16 protein-coding genes are annotated in these 19,276 nt (G+C 70.5%); 3 read left to right on the forward strand and 13 right to left on the reverse strand.

Translation table 11 applies throughout. The features are described from left to right. Positions 1-2 precede the first annotated feature (2 nt). The 6 genes from AC30CM_RS09810 to AC30CM_RS09835 form a co-directional block, all read right to left on the reverse strand. Complete coding sequence (locus AC30CM_RS09810) at positions 3-245, reverse strand: RNA-binding protein (protein WP_003928628.1); 243 nt, start codon at positions 243-245, stop codon at positions 3-5. Continuing rightward, positions 242-718 carry a 30S ribosomal protein S16 gene (gene rpsP, locus AC30CM_RS09815; RefSeq protein ID WP_490116661.1) on the reverse strand — a complete coding sequence of 159 codons (477 nt, stop codon included), beginning with the start codon at positions 716-718 and terminating at the stop codon, positions 242-244. The genes AC30CM_RS09810 and rpsP overlap by 4 nt, the downstream gene beginning before the upstream one ends. Positions 719-921: 203 nt before the next feature. After that, the gene (locus AC30CM_RS09820; RefSeq protein ID WP_490116662.1) at positions 922-1,344 is read right to left on the reverse strand and encodes a nuclear transport factor 2 family protein; all 423 of its coding nucleotides are present in this window, start codon (positions 1,342-1,344) and stop codon (positions 922-924) included. A gap of 24 nt (positions 1,345-1,368) precedes the next feature. Continuing rightward, the gene (locus AC30CM_RS09825) at positions 1,369-2,583 is read right to left on the reverse strand and encodes an osmoprotectant NAGGN system M42 family peptidase (protein WP_490116697.1); all 1,215 of its coding nucleotides are present in this window, start codon (positions 2,581-2,583) and stop codon (positions 1,369-1,371) included. A gap of 82 nt (positions 2,584-2,665) precedes the next feature. Next, positions 2,666-4,405 (reverse strand): N-acetylglutaminylglutamine synthetase, encoded by a 1,740-nt coding sequence (ngg, locus tag AC30CM_RS09830; protein WP_490116663.1) that lies wholly within the window; start codon positions 4,403-4,405, stop codon positions 2,666-2,668. Next, positions 4,402-6,216, reverse strand: a complete 1,815-nt coding sequence (locus AC30CM_RS09835) for an N-acetylglutaminylglutamine amidotransferase (RefSeq protein ID WP_490116664.1) — start codon at positions 6,214-6,216, stop codon at positions 4,402-4,404. Before AC30CM_RS09835 ends, ngg begins: the two co-directional genes overlap by 4 nt. A 266-nt stretch (positions 6,217-6,482) precedes the next feature. On the opposite strand from AC30CM_RS09835, the gene AC30CM_RS09840 reads away from it, so the two are divergent. Both AC30CM_RS09840 and AC30CM_RS09845 read left to right on the forward strand, forming a co-directional pair. Then, on the forward strand, positions 6,483-7,316 hold the full coding sequence (locus AC30CM_RS09840) for a D-alanyl-D-alanine carboxypeptidase family protein (RefSeq protein WP_490116698.1): 834 nt from the start codon (positions 6,483-6,485) through the stop codon (positions 7,314-7,316). A gap of 141 nt (positions 7,317-7,457) precedes the next feature. Further along, positions 7,458-8,300 carry a D-alanyl-D-alanine carboxypeptidase family protein gene (locus AC30CM_RS09845; protein ID WP_490116699.1) on the forward strand — a complete coding sequence of 281 codons (843 nt, stop codon included), beginning with the start codon at positions 7,458-7,460 and terminating at the stop codon, positions 8,298-8,300. A gap of 21 nt (positions 8,301-8,321) precedes the next feature. On the opposite strand, the gene AC30CM_RS09850 is transcribed toward AC30CM_RS09845, so the two are convergent. Beyond that, positions 8,322-8,987, reverse strand: coding sequence for a cyclase family protein (locus tag AC30CM_RS09850; protein WP_490116665.1), 666 nt, complete (start codon positions 8,985-8,987; stop codon positions 8,322-8,324). A 116-nt stretch (positions 8,988-9,103) separates the two neighbouring features. On the opposite strand from AC30CM_RS09850, the gene AC30CM_RS09855 reads away from it, so the two are divergent. Then, complete coding sequence (locus tag AC30CM_RS09855; RefSeq protein WP_490116666.1) at positions 9,104-10,690, forward strand: diflavin oxidoreductase; 1,587 nt, start codon at positions 9,104-9,106, stop codon at positions 10,688-10,690. 37 nt (positions 10,691-10,727) lie between these two features. On the opposite strand, the gene AC30CM_RS09860 is transcribed toward AC30CM_RS09855, so the two are convergent. The 6 genes from AC30CM_RS09860 to ftsY form a co-directional block, all read right to left on the reverse strand. After that, positions 10,728-11,816: an amidohydrolase family protein gene (locus AC30CM_RS09860; RefSeq protein WP_490116667.1), complete on the reverse strand. Its 1,089-nt coding sequence runs from the start codon at positions 11,814-11,816 to the stop codon at positions 10,728-10,730. Between the two features lie 17 nt (positions 11,817-11,833). Continuing rightward, positions 11,834-13,405, reverse strand: coding sequence for a signal recognition particle protein (ffh, locus tag AC30CM_RS09865; RefSeq protein ID WP_490116668.1), 1,572 nt, complete (start codon positions 13,403-13,405; stop codon positions 11,834-11,836). 9 nt (positions 13,406-13,414) lie between these two features. After that, a complete protein-coding gene (locus AC30CM_RS09870) occupies positions 13,415-15,901 on the reverse strand; it encodes a [protein-PII] uridylyltransferase (RefSeq protein ID WP_490116669.1) in 2,487 nt (828 codons plus the stop codon). 7 nt (positions 15,902-15,908) lie between these two features. Continuing rightward, positions 15,909-16,247 (reverse strand): P-II family nitrogen regulator, encoded by a 339-nt coding sequence (locus tag AC30CM_RS09875; RefSeq protein WP_490116670.1) that lies wholly within the window; start codon positions 16,245-16,247, stop codon positions 15,909-15,911. Between the two features lie 40 nt (positions 16,248-16,287). Further along, entirely contained in the window at positions 16,288-17,622 is a 1,335-nt protein-coding gene (locus tag AC30CM_RS09880; RefSeq protein WP_490116671.1) for an ammonium transporter, read from the reverse strand. Positions 17,623-17,847: 225 nt separating this feature from the next. Further along, complete coding sequence (gene ftsY, locus AC30CM_RS09885) at positions 17,848-19,248, reverse strand: signal recognition particle-docking protein FtsY (RefSeq protein WP_490116672.1); 1,401 nt, start codon at positions 19,246-19,248, stop codon at positions 17,848-17,850. Positions 19,249-19,276 lie beyond the last annotated feature (28 nt).

Raw genomic sequence — 19,276 nt, forward strand, 5'->3', positions numbered from 1 at the left:
GCTTACTGGTCGGTGTCGACCACGTCGACGCGGATGCCGCGACCGCCGATGCCGGCCACCAGCGTGCGCAGCGCCGTCGCGGTCCGGCCACCGCGGCCGATCACCTTGCCCAGGTCGTCGGGGTGCACGTGCACCTCGACGGTGCGGCCCCGCCGGTTGGTCACCATGTCGACGCGGACGTCGTCCGGGTTGTCGACGATTCCGCGAACCAGGTGCTCGACGGCGTCGACGACGACCGAACTCATTCGGCGGCGGGCGTTTCGGACTCGGCAGCCTCGGTGGCGGCCTCGGGCGACTGCCCGGCCGTCGCGACGGGCTCGTCGGCCTTGGGGGCCTTCTTCTTCTTCAGCTGCACGGCGTCGCCCGACGACGAGTCGTCGGCGGCGGCCAGCGCGGCGTTGAACAGGTCGAGCTTGGAGGGCTTGGGCTCCTTGACCTTCAGCGTGCCCTCGGCGCCCGGCAGGCCCTTGAACTTCTGCCAGTCGCCGGTGATCTTCAGCAGCTGCAGCACGGGCTCGGTGGGCTGGGCACCGACGCTCAGCCAGTACTGCGCACGCTCCGAGTCGATCTCGATGAGGCTCGGCTCTTCCTTCGGGTGGTACCGGCCGATGACCTCGATCGAACGGCCGTCGCGGCGGGTGCGCGCGTCGGCGACCGCGATGCGGTACTGGGGGTTGCGGATCTTGCCAAGCCGGGTGAGCTTGATCTTGACAGCCATGTACGACTACTCCTGTGATTGCCACGGTGACAATTCGGCGATCGCGGCGGGATTGCCGGATCCGGTTTTGCCTCACGCGTGTGACCGCCGGGCAGCCGTGGTCGCCGGGCGGACAGCCGATCATTCTGCCAGAACGGTCACGACGTCACGAAATCGCGGGTCGGGCAGGTCTCAGAACAGCTTGTCCTCAGAACATGTTGTCCTCAGAACATCTTGTCGTAGCACTTCTGCTCCACCCGGCGGCGGATGCGCCAGCCACCGGTGGTGCGGACGAACTCGTCGTCGTACCAGACGCCCACCTGCATCAACGTCGGCTGCTCCCCCTTGAGCACCATGGGGTTGAAGCAGAACGTCCGGCCGGTCGCGGTGTCGCCGTCCAGGTGCAGCGCGGGCAACCCCAGCATGTGGCTCGTCACCTCGAAGTAGGTCGGCAGCACCTCGGCCAGCCAGGTCTTGATCTCGGCGAACGTGCCGTCGATGCCACCCGTCGCCCGGTAGTCCACGTAGGCGTCGGGGGTGAAGAGGGCGTCGAGGTCGTCGAAGCGGTGACCGTCGATGGCGGCCGAGTAGTCGACGAGCAACTGTTGGATGTCGAGGCGGTCGGAGATCTCTTCGAGGCTGCGCACGCCTGCGATTGAATCAGGGGCGGCTCAGGCTTGGGGGCCTTCTGACGGAGGCCAGTGCTCGCCGGACCACTCGCCGGGGTCGGCGTGGTCGCCGCGCGCCAGCGGCACCCACTGCTCGCTGGGTGCCGGCTGCTTGGACGACGGGAAGTCCTTGAGTGCGCCCGTGGGCGTGGCGTCCCACTTGGCGAACGTCAGCGGCGTCTGCAACCAGGCGTGCAAGAGGTTGAACACGGCTTCCAGCGACTCGATGTGGGTGCGCTCCCACCCGTGGCTGCCGTCGAGCCCGAAGCCGACCAGCGCGGCCCGGGTGTTGGCGCCCGCCTCGATGGCCGCGGCGGCATCGGAACGGTAGTACCGGAACACGTCGCGGGCGTGCGGGATGCCGCGTTCGGTGGCCAGGCGACAGAGCTTGCGCGTGAGGTGATAGTCGAACGGACCGTGCAGGTCCGCCATCGGGATCGTGGCCCCGTCCTCGATGGAGTGCTGGCCGGGGGCGCACACCGCGTTGTCGACCGAGATCAGTTCGGCGACGTCGGGCGGCAGCCCGTGGCTCGCGCCGTGGCCGACCTCCTCGGTGATCGTCACCATGATCACGGTCCGGTGGGCCAATTCCAGCCGCTGCTCGGCGACGGCCTTGGCCAGCGCCAGAGCGACGGCGACGCCCGCCTTGCCGTCGAGGTGGCGCGAGACGATGAAGCCGTCCTCGGTGAGTTCCGGGCTGGCGATGAGGGCGACGAAGTCGCCGACGGCCAGGCCCAGGGCCTCGAGGTCCGCGCGCGAGGACACCTTGCGGTCGATGCGCACCTCGACGTGCTCCCACTCGGTGGGTTGGGTGTCGATCTCGTCACCGAAGGCGTGACCGGATGCCTTGAGCGGCATGACGGTTCCGGTGAAGAACTCGTCGGGGTCGTCGGAGAAGATCCGCACCCGCGCACCGGTGGCGAACCGCGCGGAGAACGTGCCCACCGGGATCAGCTCGAGGCGGCCGTTGTCCTTGAGCGTGCGCACCATGCAGCCGATGGTGTCGGCGTGCACGACGATCGCGCGGTCGGTGGTGTCCGACTTGCCCGGCAGTTCGGCGGTCAGCGCGCCGCGGCGCGTCAGCGTGAACGGCACCCCGAGTTCGTCGAACATGTCGCCGATCAGCTGCATCACCGCGTCCGTGCGACCCGACGGGCTGGGGGTTTGCAGCAAAGCCAGCAGGGTGTCGACCATCCACGAGCGGTCGGCCTCGTCCATCTTGGCCAGCGCCGCACTTTCGGGCACGCCGGTCTCCCTTCGAGTAGTCGCGATTCGCGTCAAACCTACCGGGGCTGCCCGGCTACTCGTCGGCGGTGTCCGGTTCCACGGGTCCGGGCTGCCACGCCCACGGCGTCGCGGCGGTACGAGGGAACAGCAGATCCACGAAAGCCTGTGCGGTGGGCCGGGGTTCGTGGTTCGCCAGACCGGGCCGTTCGTTGGCCTCGATGAAGACGTAGTCCTCGCCCTCGACCGACGGAACCATCAGGTCGATGCCGGTGACGGGAATGCCGATGGCGTCGGCAGCCTCCACGGCGACCTTCGCGAGCTTGGGGTTCAGGTCGTCGGTGACGTCGACGATGGTCCCGCCGGTGTGCAGGTTCGCGGTGTGCCGCACGGTCAGGCGCTCGTTGCTCGGCAACACGTCGTCGAGGTCGTGGCCGGCCTCGTGCACGGTGTCGACGGTGACGTCGTCGATGGGGATCACCGACTCCCCACCCGTGGCGGCGGCGCGCCGTCGGCTCTGCGCCTCGATGAGCTGGCGGACGGTGTGCTTGCCGCTGCCGATGACCTCCGGCGGTTTGCGGATGGCCGCGGCGATCACCTTGCCGTTGATCACCACGAGGCGCAGATCCTGTCCCTCGCAACGCTCTTCGAGGATCACGTCCGGGCAGTGCTTGGCCGCCCAGGCGAGCGCGCGGTCGAGGTCCTCGGGGCGGGTGACGCCGACGGTGATGCCCGCACCCTGCTCGCCGCGAGCCGGCTTGACCACCACGGAACCGACCTCGCGCAGGAACGCGTAGTCCTCGTCGGTGAAGGTGGCGTCGCGGCCGCGCGGTACGCGGATGCCCGCCTCGGACACCACCTTGCGGGCCACCCGCTTGTCGTCGCACCGGCTCATCGCCACCGCATTGGTCAACTCCGACAACGATTCCCGGGTGACCACGCTGGTGCCGCCGTGGGTGAGCCGGAGATAGCCGCCCTTGCCGTCGAGGACCTCCACGGCGATGCCGCGCATGATGGCCTCGTCGGCGATGATGCGCGCGTAAGGGTTCAGTTCGGCGAGCCCCTCGGCCTCCTGGACCGGGGCGAACAACTTCTCGTTGATCGCGTTCTTGCGCTTGATGCCCAGCGCGGGCACGCGCTCGAAGCCCATCCGCTCGTACAGCGCGATGGCGCCGGAGTTGTCGTGCAGCACCGACAGGTCCATCTGGGCGCGGCCGCGCCGGATGAACTCGTCGACCAGGGAGCGCACCAGCAGGCCGCCCACGCCCGGCCGCGACACCGTCGGGTCCACGGCCAGGCACCACAGGCTGGAGCCGTTCTCGTCGTCACCGAAGAGCTGAACGTGGTCGATCCCGGTGACGGTGCCGATCACCGCTCCCGATTCGTCGTCGACGGCCACCAGATAGATCATGTGCGGCTCGCCGGATGCGTTCTGCCACATCAGGTCGACGTCGGCGGGCACCATGCGGCACTGCACGTAGATCTGGTTGATGGCGGCGCAGTCGTCGGGCGAGGCGACGGCTCGCACCGACACGCCGGGCACGTCGGAGGGTCGGTACTCCCCCGGGCTGTCGAACGTCAGCCGATAGGTGAAGCTCGGGTCGATGAAGAACTCGTGCGGGTGCAGCGCCACGAACACGTGCGGCGCGTCGAGGTACATGCCGATGTCGCGGCGGCCGCTGGCCTCGGCACGCAGCGCGTTGCCGAACTCGTCGGGATCGGTGAACGTCTGGCCGAACACCAGCCGGCCCCAGCCGAGGTCCTGGACGACGCCGACGGTCGATCGGTCGGAGGCCGGGTGGGCGGTCACGGTCATGCCACTCCGTCGACGTGATGGGCCAACCACAGTTCCAGCAATCCGAGCTGCCACAGCGGGTTTCCGCGCAAGGGTGTCAGGTTGCCGTTGGGGTCGGCCAGCATCGAACTGACGGCGTCCGCGGTGAACAGACCGCGCGAGCGGGCGGCATCGGAGTGCAGCGCATCGCGGACCAGGTCGAGGTACGGGCCCGCGAGATGCTTGAGGGCAGGCACCGGGAAGTAGCCCTTGGGGCGGTCGATGACCTCGGCGGGGATCACCGTGCGGGCGGCTTCCTTGAGCACGCCCTTGCCCTCGAAGGCCGTCTTGAGTTCCGGCGGGCAGGTCGCGGCCAGCTCGACGAGTTCGTGGTCGAGGAACGGCACGCGACCTTCCAGCCCCCAGGCCATGGTCATGTTGTCGACGCGCTTGACCGGGTCGTCGACGAGCATGACGGTGGTGTCCAGGCGCAGCGCGCGGTCGGTGGCGGTCTGCGCGCCCCGATGGGCGAAGTGGTTCAGCGCGAACCGTCCGGAGACGTCGTCGGCGAGACGCCACTGCGGTTGCAACAGCGCGTTCACCCCGGCGTGGTCGCGGTCGAAGAAGGCCGCCCGGTAGCGCCTGAGCGCATCCGCGGGATCACCGTCGGCCGCGTGCGCCATGGGCGGGTACCAGTGGTAGCCGGCGAAGATCTCGTCGGCGCCCTGCCCGGACTGCACCACCTTGACGTGCTTGCTGACCTCTTCACTGAGTAGGTAGAAGGCGACGCAGTCGTGGCTCACCATGGGCTCGCTCATGGCGCCGATGGCATTGCTCAGCGAGGGCAGCATGCGCGCGGTGTCGATGCGGATCTGATGGTGGTCGGTGGCGAAGTGGCGGGCGATGACGTCGGAGTACTTGAACTCGTCGCCCTCCTCGCCGCCGGCCGCCTCGAACCCGATCGAGAAGGTCTTGAGGCCGTGCTGGCCCGCCTCGGCGAGCAGGCCCACGATGAGGCTGGAGTCCAGACCGCCCGACAGCAGGCAACCCACCGGCACGTCGGCGACCAGTCGGCGCTCCACGGCGGTGCGCAGCGACGCCAGGATGGCGTCCTGCCAGTCGGTGTCCGACCAGCCGGCGCGCTCGGCCGAGCGTTCGAACACCGGCTCCCAGTAGGTGGTCTCGGTGCGCGAGCCGTCGGGTTCGATCCGCATCAGCGTGCCGGGTGCGAGCTTGCGCACCCCCTTGAGGATGGTGTGCGGCGCGGGCACCACCGAGTGGAAGCTCAGATAGTGATGCAGCGCAACGGGATCCAGGTCGGTGTCGACACCGCCGGCAGCCACCAGCGCGGGCAGCGACGACGCGAAGCGCAGGGCGCTGGTGCCGTTGGTGCCGTCGGTGACGTCGGAGTAGTAGAGCGGCTTGATGCCCAGCCGGTCGCGGGCCAGCACCACGCGCCCGCTGTCCACCTCGGTGATGGCGAAGGCGAACATGCCGTAGAGGTGGTCGACGACGCGTTCGCCCCACTCGCGGTACCCCTTGAGCACCACCTCGGTGTCGCTGTGCGAGAAGAACCGGTAGCCCTTGCCCAACAGTTCCTGCCGCAACTGGGGGTAGTTGTAGATGCACCCGTTGAAGGCCACCGTGAGGCCGAGGTCGGGGTCGTGCATCGGCTGGTGCCCGTGGCTGGAGAGGTCGATGATCGCCAACCGCCGGTGCCCGAACGCGATGCGGTCGGTGGACCACGCACCCGAGCTGTCCGGGCCCCGCGGAACCATCGCATCGGTCATGGCCGCCACGGCCGCGAGATTGGCCGGGCGCCCTGTGGCGATCTCGCCGGCGATGCCGCACATGGTGTGTGATCCACCCTTCGTTTCAGTCGTCGACGCTTCCGTAGATTTCCCACGGTGCAACCCGCCGGTCTCGGCTGGACGCCGCCGGTGCCGCCACGAGGTCATGGGGCAGCCACGCGTCGCCCGTGGCTCGTCTAACCACTATGCCCGCCCCTCAAACGGGCGGCGTCGAAGTCCGCGGCGCGTCACACAGCCTGCCGGGTTAGGCTGCGGAACCGATGCGCACCCACACGATCGCCGTCCTGGCCGCGTTGACCTCGCTATTCATGATCGTCGCCCCGCTCCCCGCGGCCACCGCGGACGTGGACGTCCAGCCCGCGGGTTCGGTACCGATCCCCGACGGACCGGCGCCGGCGTGGATCGTCGCCGACCTGGACTCCGGGCAGATCCTCGCCGGCCGGGACCAGTACGTCACGCATGCCCCGGCCAGCACCATCAAGACCCTGCTGGCGCTCGTCGTCCTCGACGAGCTGCCGCTCGACGCGACCGTGGTGGCCACCGACGCCGACGCCGACGTCGAGTGCAACTGCGCAGGCGTCGCGGCCGGCCACACCTACACCACGCAGCAGCTGCTGGACGGCCTGCTGTTGGTCTCGGGCAACGACGCCGCCAACACGCTGGCCCACATGCTGGGCGGCACCGATGCCGCCGTGACGAAGATGAACGCCAAGGCGGCCGCGATCGGCGCCACCGCGACGCGGGCGGGTTCCCCGTCGGGGCTCGACGGTCCTGGCATCGACGGGTACACCACCCCGCACGATCTGGCCGTGATCTTCCGCGCCGGGCTGCGCAATCCCACCTTCGCCGCCATCACCGCGACGCCGCGCGCCACCTTTCCCGGCGAGACCGGCCCGGTGGAGTTGGTGAACCAGAACGAGATGCTGTTCCGCTACCCCGGCATGCTGGGCGGCAAGACCGGTTTCACCGACGTGGCCCGCAAGACCTACGTCGGCGCCGCCGCGCGGGACGGCCGCCGCCTGGTGGTGGCGATGATGTTCGGTCTGATCAAGGAGGGCGGCCCCACCTACTGGGACCAGGCGACCAGCCTGCTGGACTGGGGCTTCGCGCAGGGTCGGTCCGAGAGCGTCGGTTCCCTCTAGCGATTCGTGGAGTCTGCGTCGCGCTCAGCGCGACGGAAACTCCACCAATCGCGACCCGAGCGAGACCGGGGCGACTCCTGGGCGAGTCCTGCGCGCCGTACGTTCGCGTGGGTGCCGACGCCGCAACGCCGCCCGTCGCGGGTGCGCCGCCTCCTGTCGGCCACCGCGCTGACCGTGACCGCCGCGCTGATCCCCGCGGCCACCCCGCTCCCCTGGCTGCCGGCCGCCATGGCCCAGCCGGACGCCGCACCGGTGGCCGCGCTCGCCGACGGCCCCGCCAAGGCGTGGCTGCTCGCCGACCTGGACACCGGGGCGGTCCTGGCGTCGAAGGACCCCAACGGCGCCTACGCCCCGGCCAGCACCATCAAGGTGCTGCTGGCCATGACGGTGCTCGACCACCTGCGTCCCGAGCAGTTCGCCCGCGCCAACCAGTCCCACACGACCGTCGAGTGTTCGTGCGTCGGGCTGACGCCGGGTCAGCCGTACACCGTCACCCAGTTGCTCTCCGCGCTGTTGATGGTGTCGGGGAACGACGCGGCCACCATGCTGGGCGACATGCTCGGCGGCCAGCGCGTGGCGGTGGCGGCGATGAACCGCAAGGCCGCCGGCCTCGGGGCCCGCAGCACGCGCGCGTCGTCGACGTCGGGCCTCGACGGCCCGGGCTGGGAATCGGTGACCTCGCCGCACGACCTGGCCGTGATGTTCCGCGCCGCGCTCACCTACCCGCTCATCGCGCAGATCCTGCGGTCGCCGACGGCGCCGTTCCCCGGCAAGACCCTGACCGCTCAGAACGAACTGCTCTCGCGCTACCCGGGTGACCTGGGCGGCAAGACCGGCTTCACCAACCTGGCCCGCAAGACCTACGTGGGGGCGGCCCAACGGGGAAACCGCCGGCTGGTCGTGGTGCAGATGTACGGCTCCGGTGACCTCTACGGGCAGGCGATCGGCCTGCTCGACTGGGGCTTCGCGCAGGCCGGGGTCTAGCCGGACGCCCAGCCCCCCGCCTCACTCGGCGGGCAGCTGAGCGAACGCGCGCACCGGAAACGTCCCGAACCCCTCGATGGCCGGCGGCGCCGCCGTGAACGTCGCACCCTGCGCGGGCAGGACGTCGAGACGGGTGAGGTGTTCCACCACGTGGATGCCCGCGCCCAGCAGCAGTGTGTGCGCGGGTCGCTCACCACCGGACTCGGTGTCGTCGACGTTCACCGAGTCGATGCCCACCAACGCGGCGCCCGCGTCCACCAGGTACCGGGCACCGTCGGCCATCAGGAACGGGGCATCCACGCCGTAGGCCTCGGTGCCGAAGTGCCGGTCCCAGCCGGTGTGCAGCAGCACCGCGGCACCGCACAGGTCCCGACCCATCAGGGCGTCCGGACCGATGCCCCGGTGCGCGGCGTCGTGCAGGTGGAACACCTCGGCGCGCAACCCCACCAGCGTCGCCAGGTCCAGCCCGGCCAGGTCGGCGCCGTCGGCATAGCGGTGGAACGGTGAGTCGAGGTAGGTGCCGGTGTTGCCGATCATCGTGATGACGTCCATCGCGAACTCGGTGCCGGGGGCGTATCTCGACCGCGAGTCCTCCCGGGTGAGGTGCGGTTCGATGACGGGTGCGGGAAGCCCGGGATAGGTGATCATGCCGACCCGGATCGGGTGGCTCAGGTCGACGATGCGCATGGCGCGAGCGTAGGCCGGATCGCGCCGGCGGGAGGGAGCACCCCACGGCGCGTCGCGGACAAGTAAGGTCGCCCTAATTTCTTGCCGACCCGCCACGTCGGCGCCCGACGAAGGGAGTGCGATCCATGCCCGAGCACCTGCGCGTCGCCTACGGCACCGACATGGGCAACGCCGAGGACGCCGCCATGTCGTTCGCCGAGGCCGCCAGCGCCGCGGGCATGCCCGCGCAGGCCGTCGAACTCAACCAACTCGACCCCGCGGCCCTCGACACGGTCACCCACCTCGTGGTGGTGTGTTCGACGTTCGGCGAGGGTGAGTTCCCCGACGACGCGGCCCTGTTCTGGGAGGCCCTGAGCGCCGAGGACGCGCCGCGCCTGGATCATCTGAGCTTCGCGGTGCTCGCCCTCGGGGACACGGCCTACGAGTTCTTCTGCAACGCAGGCAAATTGCTGGACCGACGGTTCGAAGAGCTGGGCGCCACCCGCCTGTTGGACCGCGTGGACGTCGACGGGTTCTACGAGCAGGCGGCGGCGGCCTGGACGGCCGACCTGGTGAAGCTGCTGCAGGCCGCTCGGGGCGACGCGCCCGCCGCACCCGTCGAGGGCCGCGCCCGCGAGCGGCACGCCCCGGTGACGGCGCCGCTCGTCGTCAACCGGCGACTCAACGACCCGGCGTCGGACAAGGAGGTCCGGCACTACGAGATCGACGTCAGCGCAACGGGACTGACCTACCACGCCGGTGACTCACTGGCCGTGCACGCCACCAACGACCCGGCGCTGGTGGCCAGGTTGCTGACCGCGATGGGAGTGTCCGCCGAGCACGTGGCCGCCGACCACGACGAACCCCTCGGCGTGCTGCTCACCGAGCGCCTGGAGATCCGCGTCCCGTCGCGCGCGCTGCTGAACCTCGTGGCCACCCGCACCTCCGACGCCGCCGCGGTCGCGGGCCTGGCCACGGGTGACTCCGTGACACCGGGGTCGTGGGCGTACGGCAAGGACGTCGTCGACCTGCTGGGCCTGGCCGACCTGAGCGTCGACGAGGTGCTGGACACGTTGCGGCCGTTGCAATTCCGCGACTACTCCATCGCGTCGAGCCCCGTCCTGCACCCCGAACGCGTGCACCTGACCGTGGCGACCGTGCGCTATCCGGGTGCCGGCCGCGAGCACGGCGGCGTCGCGTCGACGTTCCTGGCCGACCGCGCCACCTCGGTGCGGGTGCACCTGCGCCCCAACACCACGTTCCGCCTGCCCGCCCCGGACGTGCCGATCATCATGGTCGGGCCGGGCACCGGCATCGCGCCGTTCCGCGCCTTCCTGCAGGAGCGCGCCGCCACGGCGGCCCCTGGACGTTCCTGGCTGTTCTTCGGCGACCGCAGGCGGGCCACCGACTTCCCGTACCGCGAGGAAATCGAGGCGTTCCTCGCCGCGGGCACGCTGACCCGCCTGGACCTCGCCTTCTCCCGCGACACCGCGACGAAGGTCTACGTGCAGGACCGGATGCGCGAGCACGCGGCCGACTTCTTCGCGTGGCTCGAGGACGGCGCCCACCTGTACGTGTGCGGCGACGAGAAGCACATGGCGCGCGACGTCGACGCCGCGCTGCACGCCATCGTCGCCGCACAGGGCGGCCTGGACGAGGCCGGCGCCCACGCCTACGTCAGCGACATGGTCAAGACGCACCGCTACGTCCGCGACGTCTACTAGCGGAGGCCGCCGGCGGCGACACCTGGGCCGCGCCGGATCAGCCGCGAAACACCGTGCCCCGCAGGATGATCAGCTCCGGGTGGTCGAGCACGCCCGGCATCCTGGGGTCGGCGGAGTAGCACACCAGATCCGCGGAGGCGCCGTGCTCCAGCGCCGGTCTGCCCAACCACGCCCGCGCATCCCAGCACGCCGCGCCCAGCGCGGCCGTGGGGTCCAGCCCGACGCGCCGCAGCGCGGCCACCTCGTCGGCGATGCGGCCGTGGGCGATCATGCCGCCGGCGTCGGTGCCCGCGAAGATCGGCACGCCTGCGTCGTGCGCGGCCGCGACGCGCCGCGGGCACGAGGCGTAGAGGTCACGCATGTGCGCGGCGTAGGTCGGGTACCGGTGCGCGCTGTCGGCGATGCCGGGGAAGTTCTCGATGTTGATCAGCGTCGGCACCAGCGCGGTGCCGTGCTCGAGCATCATCGCGATGACGTCGTCGGTGATGCCGGTGCCGTGCTCGATGCAGTCGATTCCCGCCGCGATCAGGCCGGGCAGCGCATCCTCGCCGAACACGTGGGCGGTGACCCTGGCCCCGTTGGCGTGGGCGGCAGCGATGGCGGCCGTCAGCACGTCGTCGGACCACAGCGGTGTCAGATCGCCGACCTCGCGGTCGATCCAGTCACCGACCAGCTTCACCCAGCCGTCGCCGAATCGTGCCTGGGCGGCCACGACCTCGGGCAGCTGCGCCTCGTCCTCGACGTCGATGGGCACGTTGGGCAGGTACCGCTTGGGCCGCGCCACGTGGCGCCCCGCCCGGATGATGCGCGGCAGGTCCTCGCGATCGTCGAGGCTGCGGGTGTCCACGGGCGATCCGGCGTCGCGCAGCAGCAGGGCACCGGCGTCCCGCTCGGTCTCCGCCTGGCGGATGGCCTCGTCCCACTCCACCGCACCTCCGGGGCCCAGACCCACGTGGCAGTGCGCGTCGACCAGTCCCGGGATGACCCACCCGCCGGCGAACACCGTCTCGGCGGCGGCGATCGGCTCGGCGCTCAGCGTGCCGTCGTGGATCCACCACTCCACGGGCTCGCCATCGGGCAGGCCGCGGCCCGCCACGTGCAGCGGTCCGTGCGGGGCAGGGGTCACCAGCCGATCATCACACGCTAGTTCTTGGGGAACTTCAGCTTCGAGAGGTCGAAGTTCGCCAGGCCGGGCGGCAGTTCGTCGAGACCCTTGGGCATGTTCGACAGATCGGGCATGCCGGTGATCGCGGCGGGGTCCATGCCGAACGGATTGCGGGTCTTCGGCGGCGTGGGACCCTTGCCCTTCTTCTTGCCCGCCTGCTTGTTCTTGCCCTTGGCCGCCTTGCGCGACGAGCCGCCCTTGCGGCCGAACGGCATGCCCATCTGGCCGGCCATCTGCGACATCATCTTGCGGGCCTCGAAGAACCGGTCGACGAGCTGGTTCACCTCGGCGACCGTGACCCCGGAGCCGTTGGCGATGCGCAGTCGGCGCGAGGCGTTGATGATCTTCGGATCGTCGCGCTCCTGGGGCGTCATGCCGCGGATGATGGCCTGCACGCGATCGAGCTGCTTGTCGTCGACGGCCGCCAGCGCGTCCTTCATCTGGCCGGCGCCGGGCAACATGCCCAGCAGGTTGCCGATGGGACCCATCTTGCGGATGGCCAGCATCTGCTCCAGGAAGTCCTCGAGCGTCAGCTCACCGGAGCCGATCTTCGCGGCGGCCGCCTCGGCCTGTTCGGCGTCGAAGACCTGCTCGGCCTGCTCGATGAGCGTGAGCACGTCACCCATGCCCAGGATGCGGCTGGCCATGCGGTCGGGGTGGAAGACGTCGAAGTCCTCGAGCTTCTCCCCGGCGGACGCGAACAGGATGGGCGCCCCGGTCACCTCGCGCACCGACAGTGCGGCGCCGCCGCGGGCGTCGCCGTCGAGCTTGGTCAGCACCACCCCGGTGAACCCGACGCCCTCGCGGAACGCGTCGGCGGTGGTGACCGCGTCCTGACCGATCATCGCGTCGAGGACGAAGAGCACCTCGTCGGGGTCGACGGCGGCGCGGATGGCCGCCGCCTGGTTCATCAGCTCCTCGTCGATGCCGAGGCGGCCGGCGGTGTCGACGATCACGACGTCGTGGTGTTTGGCCCGGGCCTCGGCCAGGCCGGCCGCCGCCACGTCCACGGGGTTGCCCGCGGTCATCTGCTCGATGGTCTCGCCGCCGGGAGCGACGCCCGGGTGCGGCGCGAACACGGCCACGCCTGCGCGCTCGCCGACGATGCGCAGCTGGTTGACGGCGCCGGGGCGCTGCAGGTCGCACGCCACCAGCAGCGGCGTGTGGCCCTGCGCCTTGAGCCACCTGGCCAGCTTGCCCGCGAGCGTGGTCTTGCCCGAGCCCTGCAGACCGGCCAGCATGACGACCGTCGGCGGGGTCTTGGCGTAGCGCAGCGTGCGCGTCTCGCCGCCGAGGATCCCGATGAGTTCCTCGTTGACGATCTTGACGACCTGCTGGGCCGGGTTCAGCGCACCCGACACCTCGGCGCCCTTGGCGCGTTCCTTGATGCGCCCGATGAACGCGCGGACGACCGGCAGCGAGACGTCGGCCTCGAGCAGTGCCAGCCTGATCTCACGGGCGGTGGCGTCGATGTCGGCGTCGGTCAGACGCCCCTTGCCCCGCAGGCCCGTGAGCGCTCCGGTGAGCCGGTCGGACAGCGATTCAAACACCCGACCAGCCTAGCTGGCCGCGGTACTCGGCTTGGCCGGTGGCGGGGCCGGGAGCACGGCGAACATCCGGCTCTCGAGGTCCGCGCGCGCCGCGTCACCGAATGGGGTGGCACGGTCGGCCGGGACCTGCAGGCCGAACACGTCGACGACCGACGAGCCCAGCGTCGTCACCTTGGCCCAGGAGATGTCCAGGCCGTCGCGCTCGATGACGGCCGTGAGCCGGGCCAGCAGGCCCGACCGGTCGGCGCTGCGGACCTGCACGACGTACTCCCCCGGCGCACTACCGGGGAACCACAGGATGCGTGGCGGGGCCATCGCCGGGTTGCCAGGTACCGCGGCGGGCACCTCGCCGGCACGGGTCGAGTGCGTGCTCGCCTCGGCGTCGCGGCGCTCCAGCGCGTCGATGACGTCCAGGTCGCCGGACAGCGCCTGGATGAACTGCTGACGCAGCAACTCCGCGGCAGGCGGGGCCCCGAAGCGGGGCGAGACCACGAACGTGTTGATCGCGGTGCCGGCGTGGCTGTTGACCGACGCCGAGTGCACGCGCAGCCCGTTGAGCGCCAGGATGCCCGCGGCCTTGGACAGCAGTCCCCGGGCGTCGGGCGCGATCATCGTCACGTGGTAGGCATGCGACTCGGCGTCCACCAGGTCGACGTGCACGCCGCCTTCGGCGGCCAACCGCAGATAGTGCGGGTCGATCGGATCAGGCTGCGGCAGCGGCTCACCCACCATCGCCAGCCGGCAGCGGCGGACCAGGTCGCCGATCAGCGACGCCTTCCACTCACCCCACACGCCGGGCCCGGTCGCCAGCGCGTCGGCCTCGGTGAGGGCGTGCAGCAGCTCCAGCAGCACGAGGTCGCCACCGAGCTTGCCGACCACCATCTCGATGGTGGCCGGATCCTGCAGGTCACGCCGGGTCGCGGTGTCCGGGAGCAGCAGGTGGTAGCGGACCATCGTGGACAGCAGCGCGACGTCGTCGGCCCACAGCCCCAGCCGCGTCCCGATCTGGGTGGCCAGCTCGGCGCCCAGCGCGCTGTGGTCGCCGCCGCGCCCCTTGCCGATGTCATGGCACAGCGCGCCGAGGACCAGCAGATCCGGCCTGGCGACGCGGGTGGTCAACGCGCTTGCGCGCGAGACGGTTTCCACGAGATGGCGATCGACGGTCCAGATGTGCACCACGTCGCGGGGCGGCAGGTCGCGCACCGCGCCCCATTCCGGGAACAACCGGCCCCACAGCCCGGTCCGGTCCAGCGCCTCGACGGTGGCCACGGTGGCAGGTCCGGCGGACAGCAGCACCAGCAGGTCCTTGAGGGCCTGCGACGGCCACGGTGTCCGCAGCTCCGGCGCCGCCGCCGACAGCCGGCTGAGCGTGGAGGCCGCCATCGGCAGGCCCGACGTCGCCGACGCCGCCGCGACGCGCAAGATCAGTCCCGGGTCTCGTTCCGGGCGCGCGCCCTTGGCCAGGATCACCTCGCCGTTGAACTCGATGACGCCTTCGTCGAGGGGCCTGCGGATGGGACGTCGCAACGCGGCGAAACCGCGGCGCGGCAACGCGTTCGCGGCAGTGCGCAATCCGGCGTCGACGTAGTAGCCGATGGTGCGCGCGGCGTCGGACAGCGTGCGCGCCAAATCGAAGCGATCACCCATGCGCAGCGCGGCACCGATCTCGTCGGCGTACTGCGCCAGCAGCATCTCGCGGCCGCGGCGCGACACCCGGTGCAACTCGGTCCGCACGTTCAACAGCGCCAGGTGCGCGTCGCCGAGCGTGCCGGTGGGCGACGCCAGCGACGTGCTGGGGTAGACGTCGGCCAGCTGGGCCATGGCCAACGCGTTGAGCAACTGGACGTCGCGCAGACCGCCGCGGCCGTTCTTCAGGTCCGGCTCGGCGCGGTGGGCGATCTCGCCGCTGCGCTGCCAGCGCGCCCTGGTGTGTTCCACCAGTTCCTCGAAGCGCGGCGCGATGCCGGTCCGCCACTGCCTGCGCGCACCGCCGACGAGCAGCGCCGAGAGGTCGGCGTCTCCGGCGATGTGGCGCGCGTCGAGCATCGCCAGCCCGGCGGAGATGTCCTCGCCGGCCACCCGCAGTGCCTCGGAGACCGTACGCACGCTGTGATCGAGGCTGATGTTGGCGTCCCACAACGGATACCAGAGCAATTCGGCGACCTGGGAGACGACGTCGGCGGGCATGTCGTCGTGCAGCAACATGAGATCGAGATCGGAGAAGGGCAACAGTTCCCCGCGGCCCAGCCCTCCGGTGGCGACGATCGCGAAGCCGCTCGTCGGCGTGATGCCGATCTCGGTGGCCTTGGTGGTCAACCAGAATTCGTGCAGATCCAGCAGAGCGCTGCGCAGTGCTGCCGAATCCAGTTGGCGGGCACCGCCTTCGAGAAGCTGCTCGGCGGCCTTGACCAAATCGGTGGCGGGACGGGGCGATCCCGCCGCCGGTGCGATCCAACGAGGTGCACCGGTGGCGGGATCTGGTGTCTGATCGGTCATACGCGCATCAGATGGCGTCGGCTCCCCGTTCACCGGTGCGCACCCGCACGACGGTGTCGACCGAGCTCACCCACACCTTGCCGTCGCCGATCTTGCCGGTCCTGGCGGCGGCGACGATGACGTCGACCACCTTGTCGACCGCGGACTCGTCGACCAGCACCTCGACGCGGACCTTGGGCACGAAGTCGACGGAGTACTCCGCACCGCGGTAGACCTCGGTGTGCCCCTTCTGCCGGCCGTACCCCTGCACCTCGCTGACGGTCATCCCGAGGATGCCGTTCTGTTCGAGGCCCGTCTTGACGTCCTCGAGCGTGAACGGTTTGACGATCGCCGTGATCAGCTTCATTTAGTCGTTTCCTTCCCAGGCAGCAGTCGATTGTTCCCGATCATGCGAGTTCGTAGGCAGTTTCCGCATGCTCCGCCTCGTCGATGCCGTTCGCCTCGTCCTCCGCGTCGATCCGGAGTCCCACCGTGTACTTCACGATCAGCGCGACGACCGCCGTGCCAATCGCAGAGTAGAGGAGCACCGCACCGGCGCCGACGGCCTGCCGCCAGAGCTGATCGACGCCACCCCCGTAGAGCAGGCCCGCGACGGCGGCGGGAGCCTCCGGCGTGGCAACCAGACCGACCAGCAGCGTGCCGACGATGCCGCCGACGAGGTGGACGCCGACGACGTCGAGCGAGTCGTCGAAGCCGAACTTGAACTTCAGGCCGACGGCCAGGGCGCAGAGCACGCCCGCGGCGACGCCGATGACCAACGCGCCCAACACGTTCACCGACGAGCACGACGGCGTGATGGCGACCAGGCCCGCCACGATGCCCGAGGCCGCGCCCAGCGAGGTGGCGTGGCCGTCGCGAATCTTCTCGGTGAGCAGCCAGGCCAGCATGGCGGCCGCGGTCGCGACCGTCGTGGTGACGAACGTCGTGCCCGCCGTACCGTTGGCCGAACCCGCCGAACCCGCGTTGAAGCCGTACCACCCGAACCACAGCAGACCGGCGCCGAGCATGACGAACGGCAGGTTGTGCGGGCGCATCGGCGTCTTGGGCCAGCCGCGGCGCTTGCCGAGGATGATCGCCAGCACCAGACCTGCGGTACCGGCGTTGATGTGCACCGCCGTGCCGCCCGCGAAGTCCACGGCCTTGAGCTGGTTGGCGATCCACCCACCGTTCTCGGCGGTCGCGCCGTCGAAGGCGAACACCCAGTGCGCCACCGGGAAGTACACGACGGTCACCCACAGCGCCGAGAACAGCAGCCAGCCACCGAACTTGATGCGATCGGCGACCGCACCCGAGATGAGCGCCACGGTGATGATCGCGAACATCAACTGGAACGCCACGAACACGGTGGCGGGAATCGTGCCCACCAGCGGGATGGTCACCGCGGCGGCCGCGTCGACACCCGCGGCCGGGTCGGCGACCACCTCGGCGGCCGCGTTCCCGCCGATCAGACCCTTGAGACCGAAGAACTGCGTCGGGTCGCCGAACAGGTGGAACGTGTCGTTGCCGAAGGCCAGGGAGTAGCCGTACAGCACCCACAGGACCGAGACGACGCCCATGGCGCTGACACTCATCATGACCATGTTCAGCACGCCCTTGGCGCGCACCATGCCACCGTAGAAGAACGCCAGGCCCGGTGTCATCAACAGCACCAGCGCCGCACTCGCCAACATCCATGCCGTGTCACCGGTGTCCGGCAACCCCAGCGTCGGGAATTGGTCCACTCGCGATTTCCTCCTTCGCCCATGCCACGGTTGATCACCGTCGACCTAGGCCAGAACAATGCGCAGTGGTTGTTTCACCGACGACGCCGTGGCGTTTCGCCCGTGTGAACGGATCGGCCGGTTGCGTTTCGCCGGCGTTAACCGCCACGTCAGCGTCCTCGGGCGGGTGAGGCAAATCGGCGGCTACGGCAGTGCGTCTACAGGGGTGCGTCTACAGGAGTGCGCCTACAGAAGTGCGTCGACGAACGCGGCGGGCTCGAACGGCGCCAGGTCGTCGGGCCCCTCCCCCAGCCCGACGAGCTTGACCGGCACGCCCAGCTCCTGCTGCACGCGGAACACGATCCCGCCCTTGGCCGTTCCGTCGAGCTTGGTCAGCACCACGCCGGTGATCTCGACGACCTCGGCGAACACCCTGGCCTGCTGGAGACCGTTCTGTCCGATGGTCGCGTCGAGCACCAGCAGGACCTCGTCGACCTCGGCACGCTTGGTCACGACCCGCTTGACCTTGCCCAGCTCGTCCATGAGGCCCGTCTTGGTGTGCAACCGGCCCGCGGTGTCGACCACCACCACGTCGGCGCCGGTGGCGATGCCCTTGTCGACGGCGTCGAACGCGACCGAGGCCGGATCCGCGCCCTCGGGGCCGCGCACCACCTCCGCCCCGACGCGCGACGCCCAGCTCTGCAACTGGTCGGCCGCGGCGGCGCGGAACGTGTCTGCCGCGCCCAGCACGACGCGGCGCCCGTCGGCCACCAGCACGCGCGCCAGCTTGCCGACGGTCGTGGTCTTGCCGGTGCCGTTGACGCCGACGACCAGCAGCACCGACGGCTTGTCGGCATGCGGCAGCGCACGGATGGAGCGGTCCATCTCGGGGTGCAGCTCCGAGATCAGGACGTCGCGCAGCACCGCGCGGGCGTCGGCCTCGGTGCGCACGTTGGCGCTGGCCATGCGCGTGCGCAGCGACGCGACCACCGACTGGGTGATGGTGGGCCCGAGGTCGGCGATCAGCAGCACGTCCTCGATCGACTCCCACGAGTCCTCGTCGAGGTCACCGCCGCCGAGCAACCCGAGCATGCTCTTGCCGAGGGCGCCCTGCTGCTTGGCCAGACGGCCGCGGAGACGTTCCAGCCGCCCTTCGCTCGGGGCGATGGCGTCGATCTCACTCGCCGCGGGGGCGGTGACCTCGGGCTCGGGCGCCGCGGGGGCGGTGACCTCGGGCTCGGGCGCCGCGGGGGCCGTGACCTCGGGCTCCGGCGCGGGCGGCGCCTGCTCGGGTTCCGCCTCGACGGGTTCGGGCTCGGCCTCGATGACGGGCTCGGGCAACCGGACGTCGGCGATGGGTCGCTTCGGGGCGTCGCGCGGGATCTCGGCGTCGTCGCCCACCGTCGGCGAGCCGGAGGTGTCGATGCGTTCCGGCGGCGTGACCGGGGTGGGCGGCGCCGTCCGCGTGCCCTGGCTGAACGTGATGCCCGACGACGCCGTGTAGTTGCCGGACTTGTCCAGCTGTGTCGTCGGCTCCGGTGGGGTGAGGCTGATCCGCCGCCTGCGGTAGCGCACCAGGCCCACCACGAGGGCTACGACGATCAGGACCGCGACGACCGCTATGGCGATCCACAAACCTTCAGTCACGGCGCCATTGTCTCAGGACACGCGGGGG

It is taken from the genome of Mycobacterium sp. DHQP2018-32-09 (genome assembly GCF_058148405.1).

Coding starts and splice junctions, on each gene's coding strand:
- AC30CM_RS09810 (WP_003928628.1), bottom strand. CDS start 245: ATGAGTTCGGTCGTCGTCGACGCCGTCGAGCACCTGGTTCGCGGAATC.
- rpsP (WP_490116661.1), bottom strand. CDS start 718: ATGGCTGTCAAGATCAAGCTCACCCGGCTTGGCAAGATCCGCAACCCC.
- AC30CM_RS09825 (WP_490116697.1), bottom strand. CDS start 2,583: ATGGACGAGGCCGACCGCTCGTGGATGGTCGACACCCTGCTGGCTTTG.
- ngg (WP_490116663.1), bottom strand. CDS start 4,405: ATGACCGTGACCGCCCACCCGGCCTCCGACCGATCGACCGTCGGCGTC.
- AC30CM_RS09835 (WP_490116664.1), bottom strand. CDS start 6,216: ATGTGCGGCATCGCCGGCGAGATCGCCACAGGGCGCCCGGCCAATCTC.
- AC30CM_RS09840 (WP_490116698.1), top strand. CDS start 6,483: ATGATCGTCGCCCCGCTCCCCGCGGCCACCGCGGACGTGGACGTCCAG.
- AC30CM_RS09850 (WP_490116665.1), bottom strand. CDS start 8,987: ATGCGCATCGTCGACCTGAGCCACCCGATCCGGGTCGGCATGATCACC.
- AC30CM_RS09870 (WP_490116669.1), bottom strand. CDS start 15,901: ATGACCGATCAGACACCAGATCCCGCCACCGGTGCACCTCGTTGGATC.
- AC30CM_RS09875 (WP_490116670.1), bottom strand. CDS start 16,247: ATGAAGCTGATCACGGCGATCGTCAAACCGTTCACGCTCGAGGACGTC.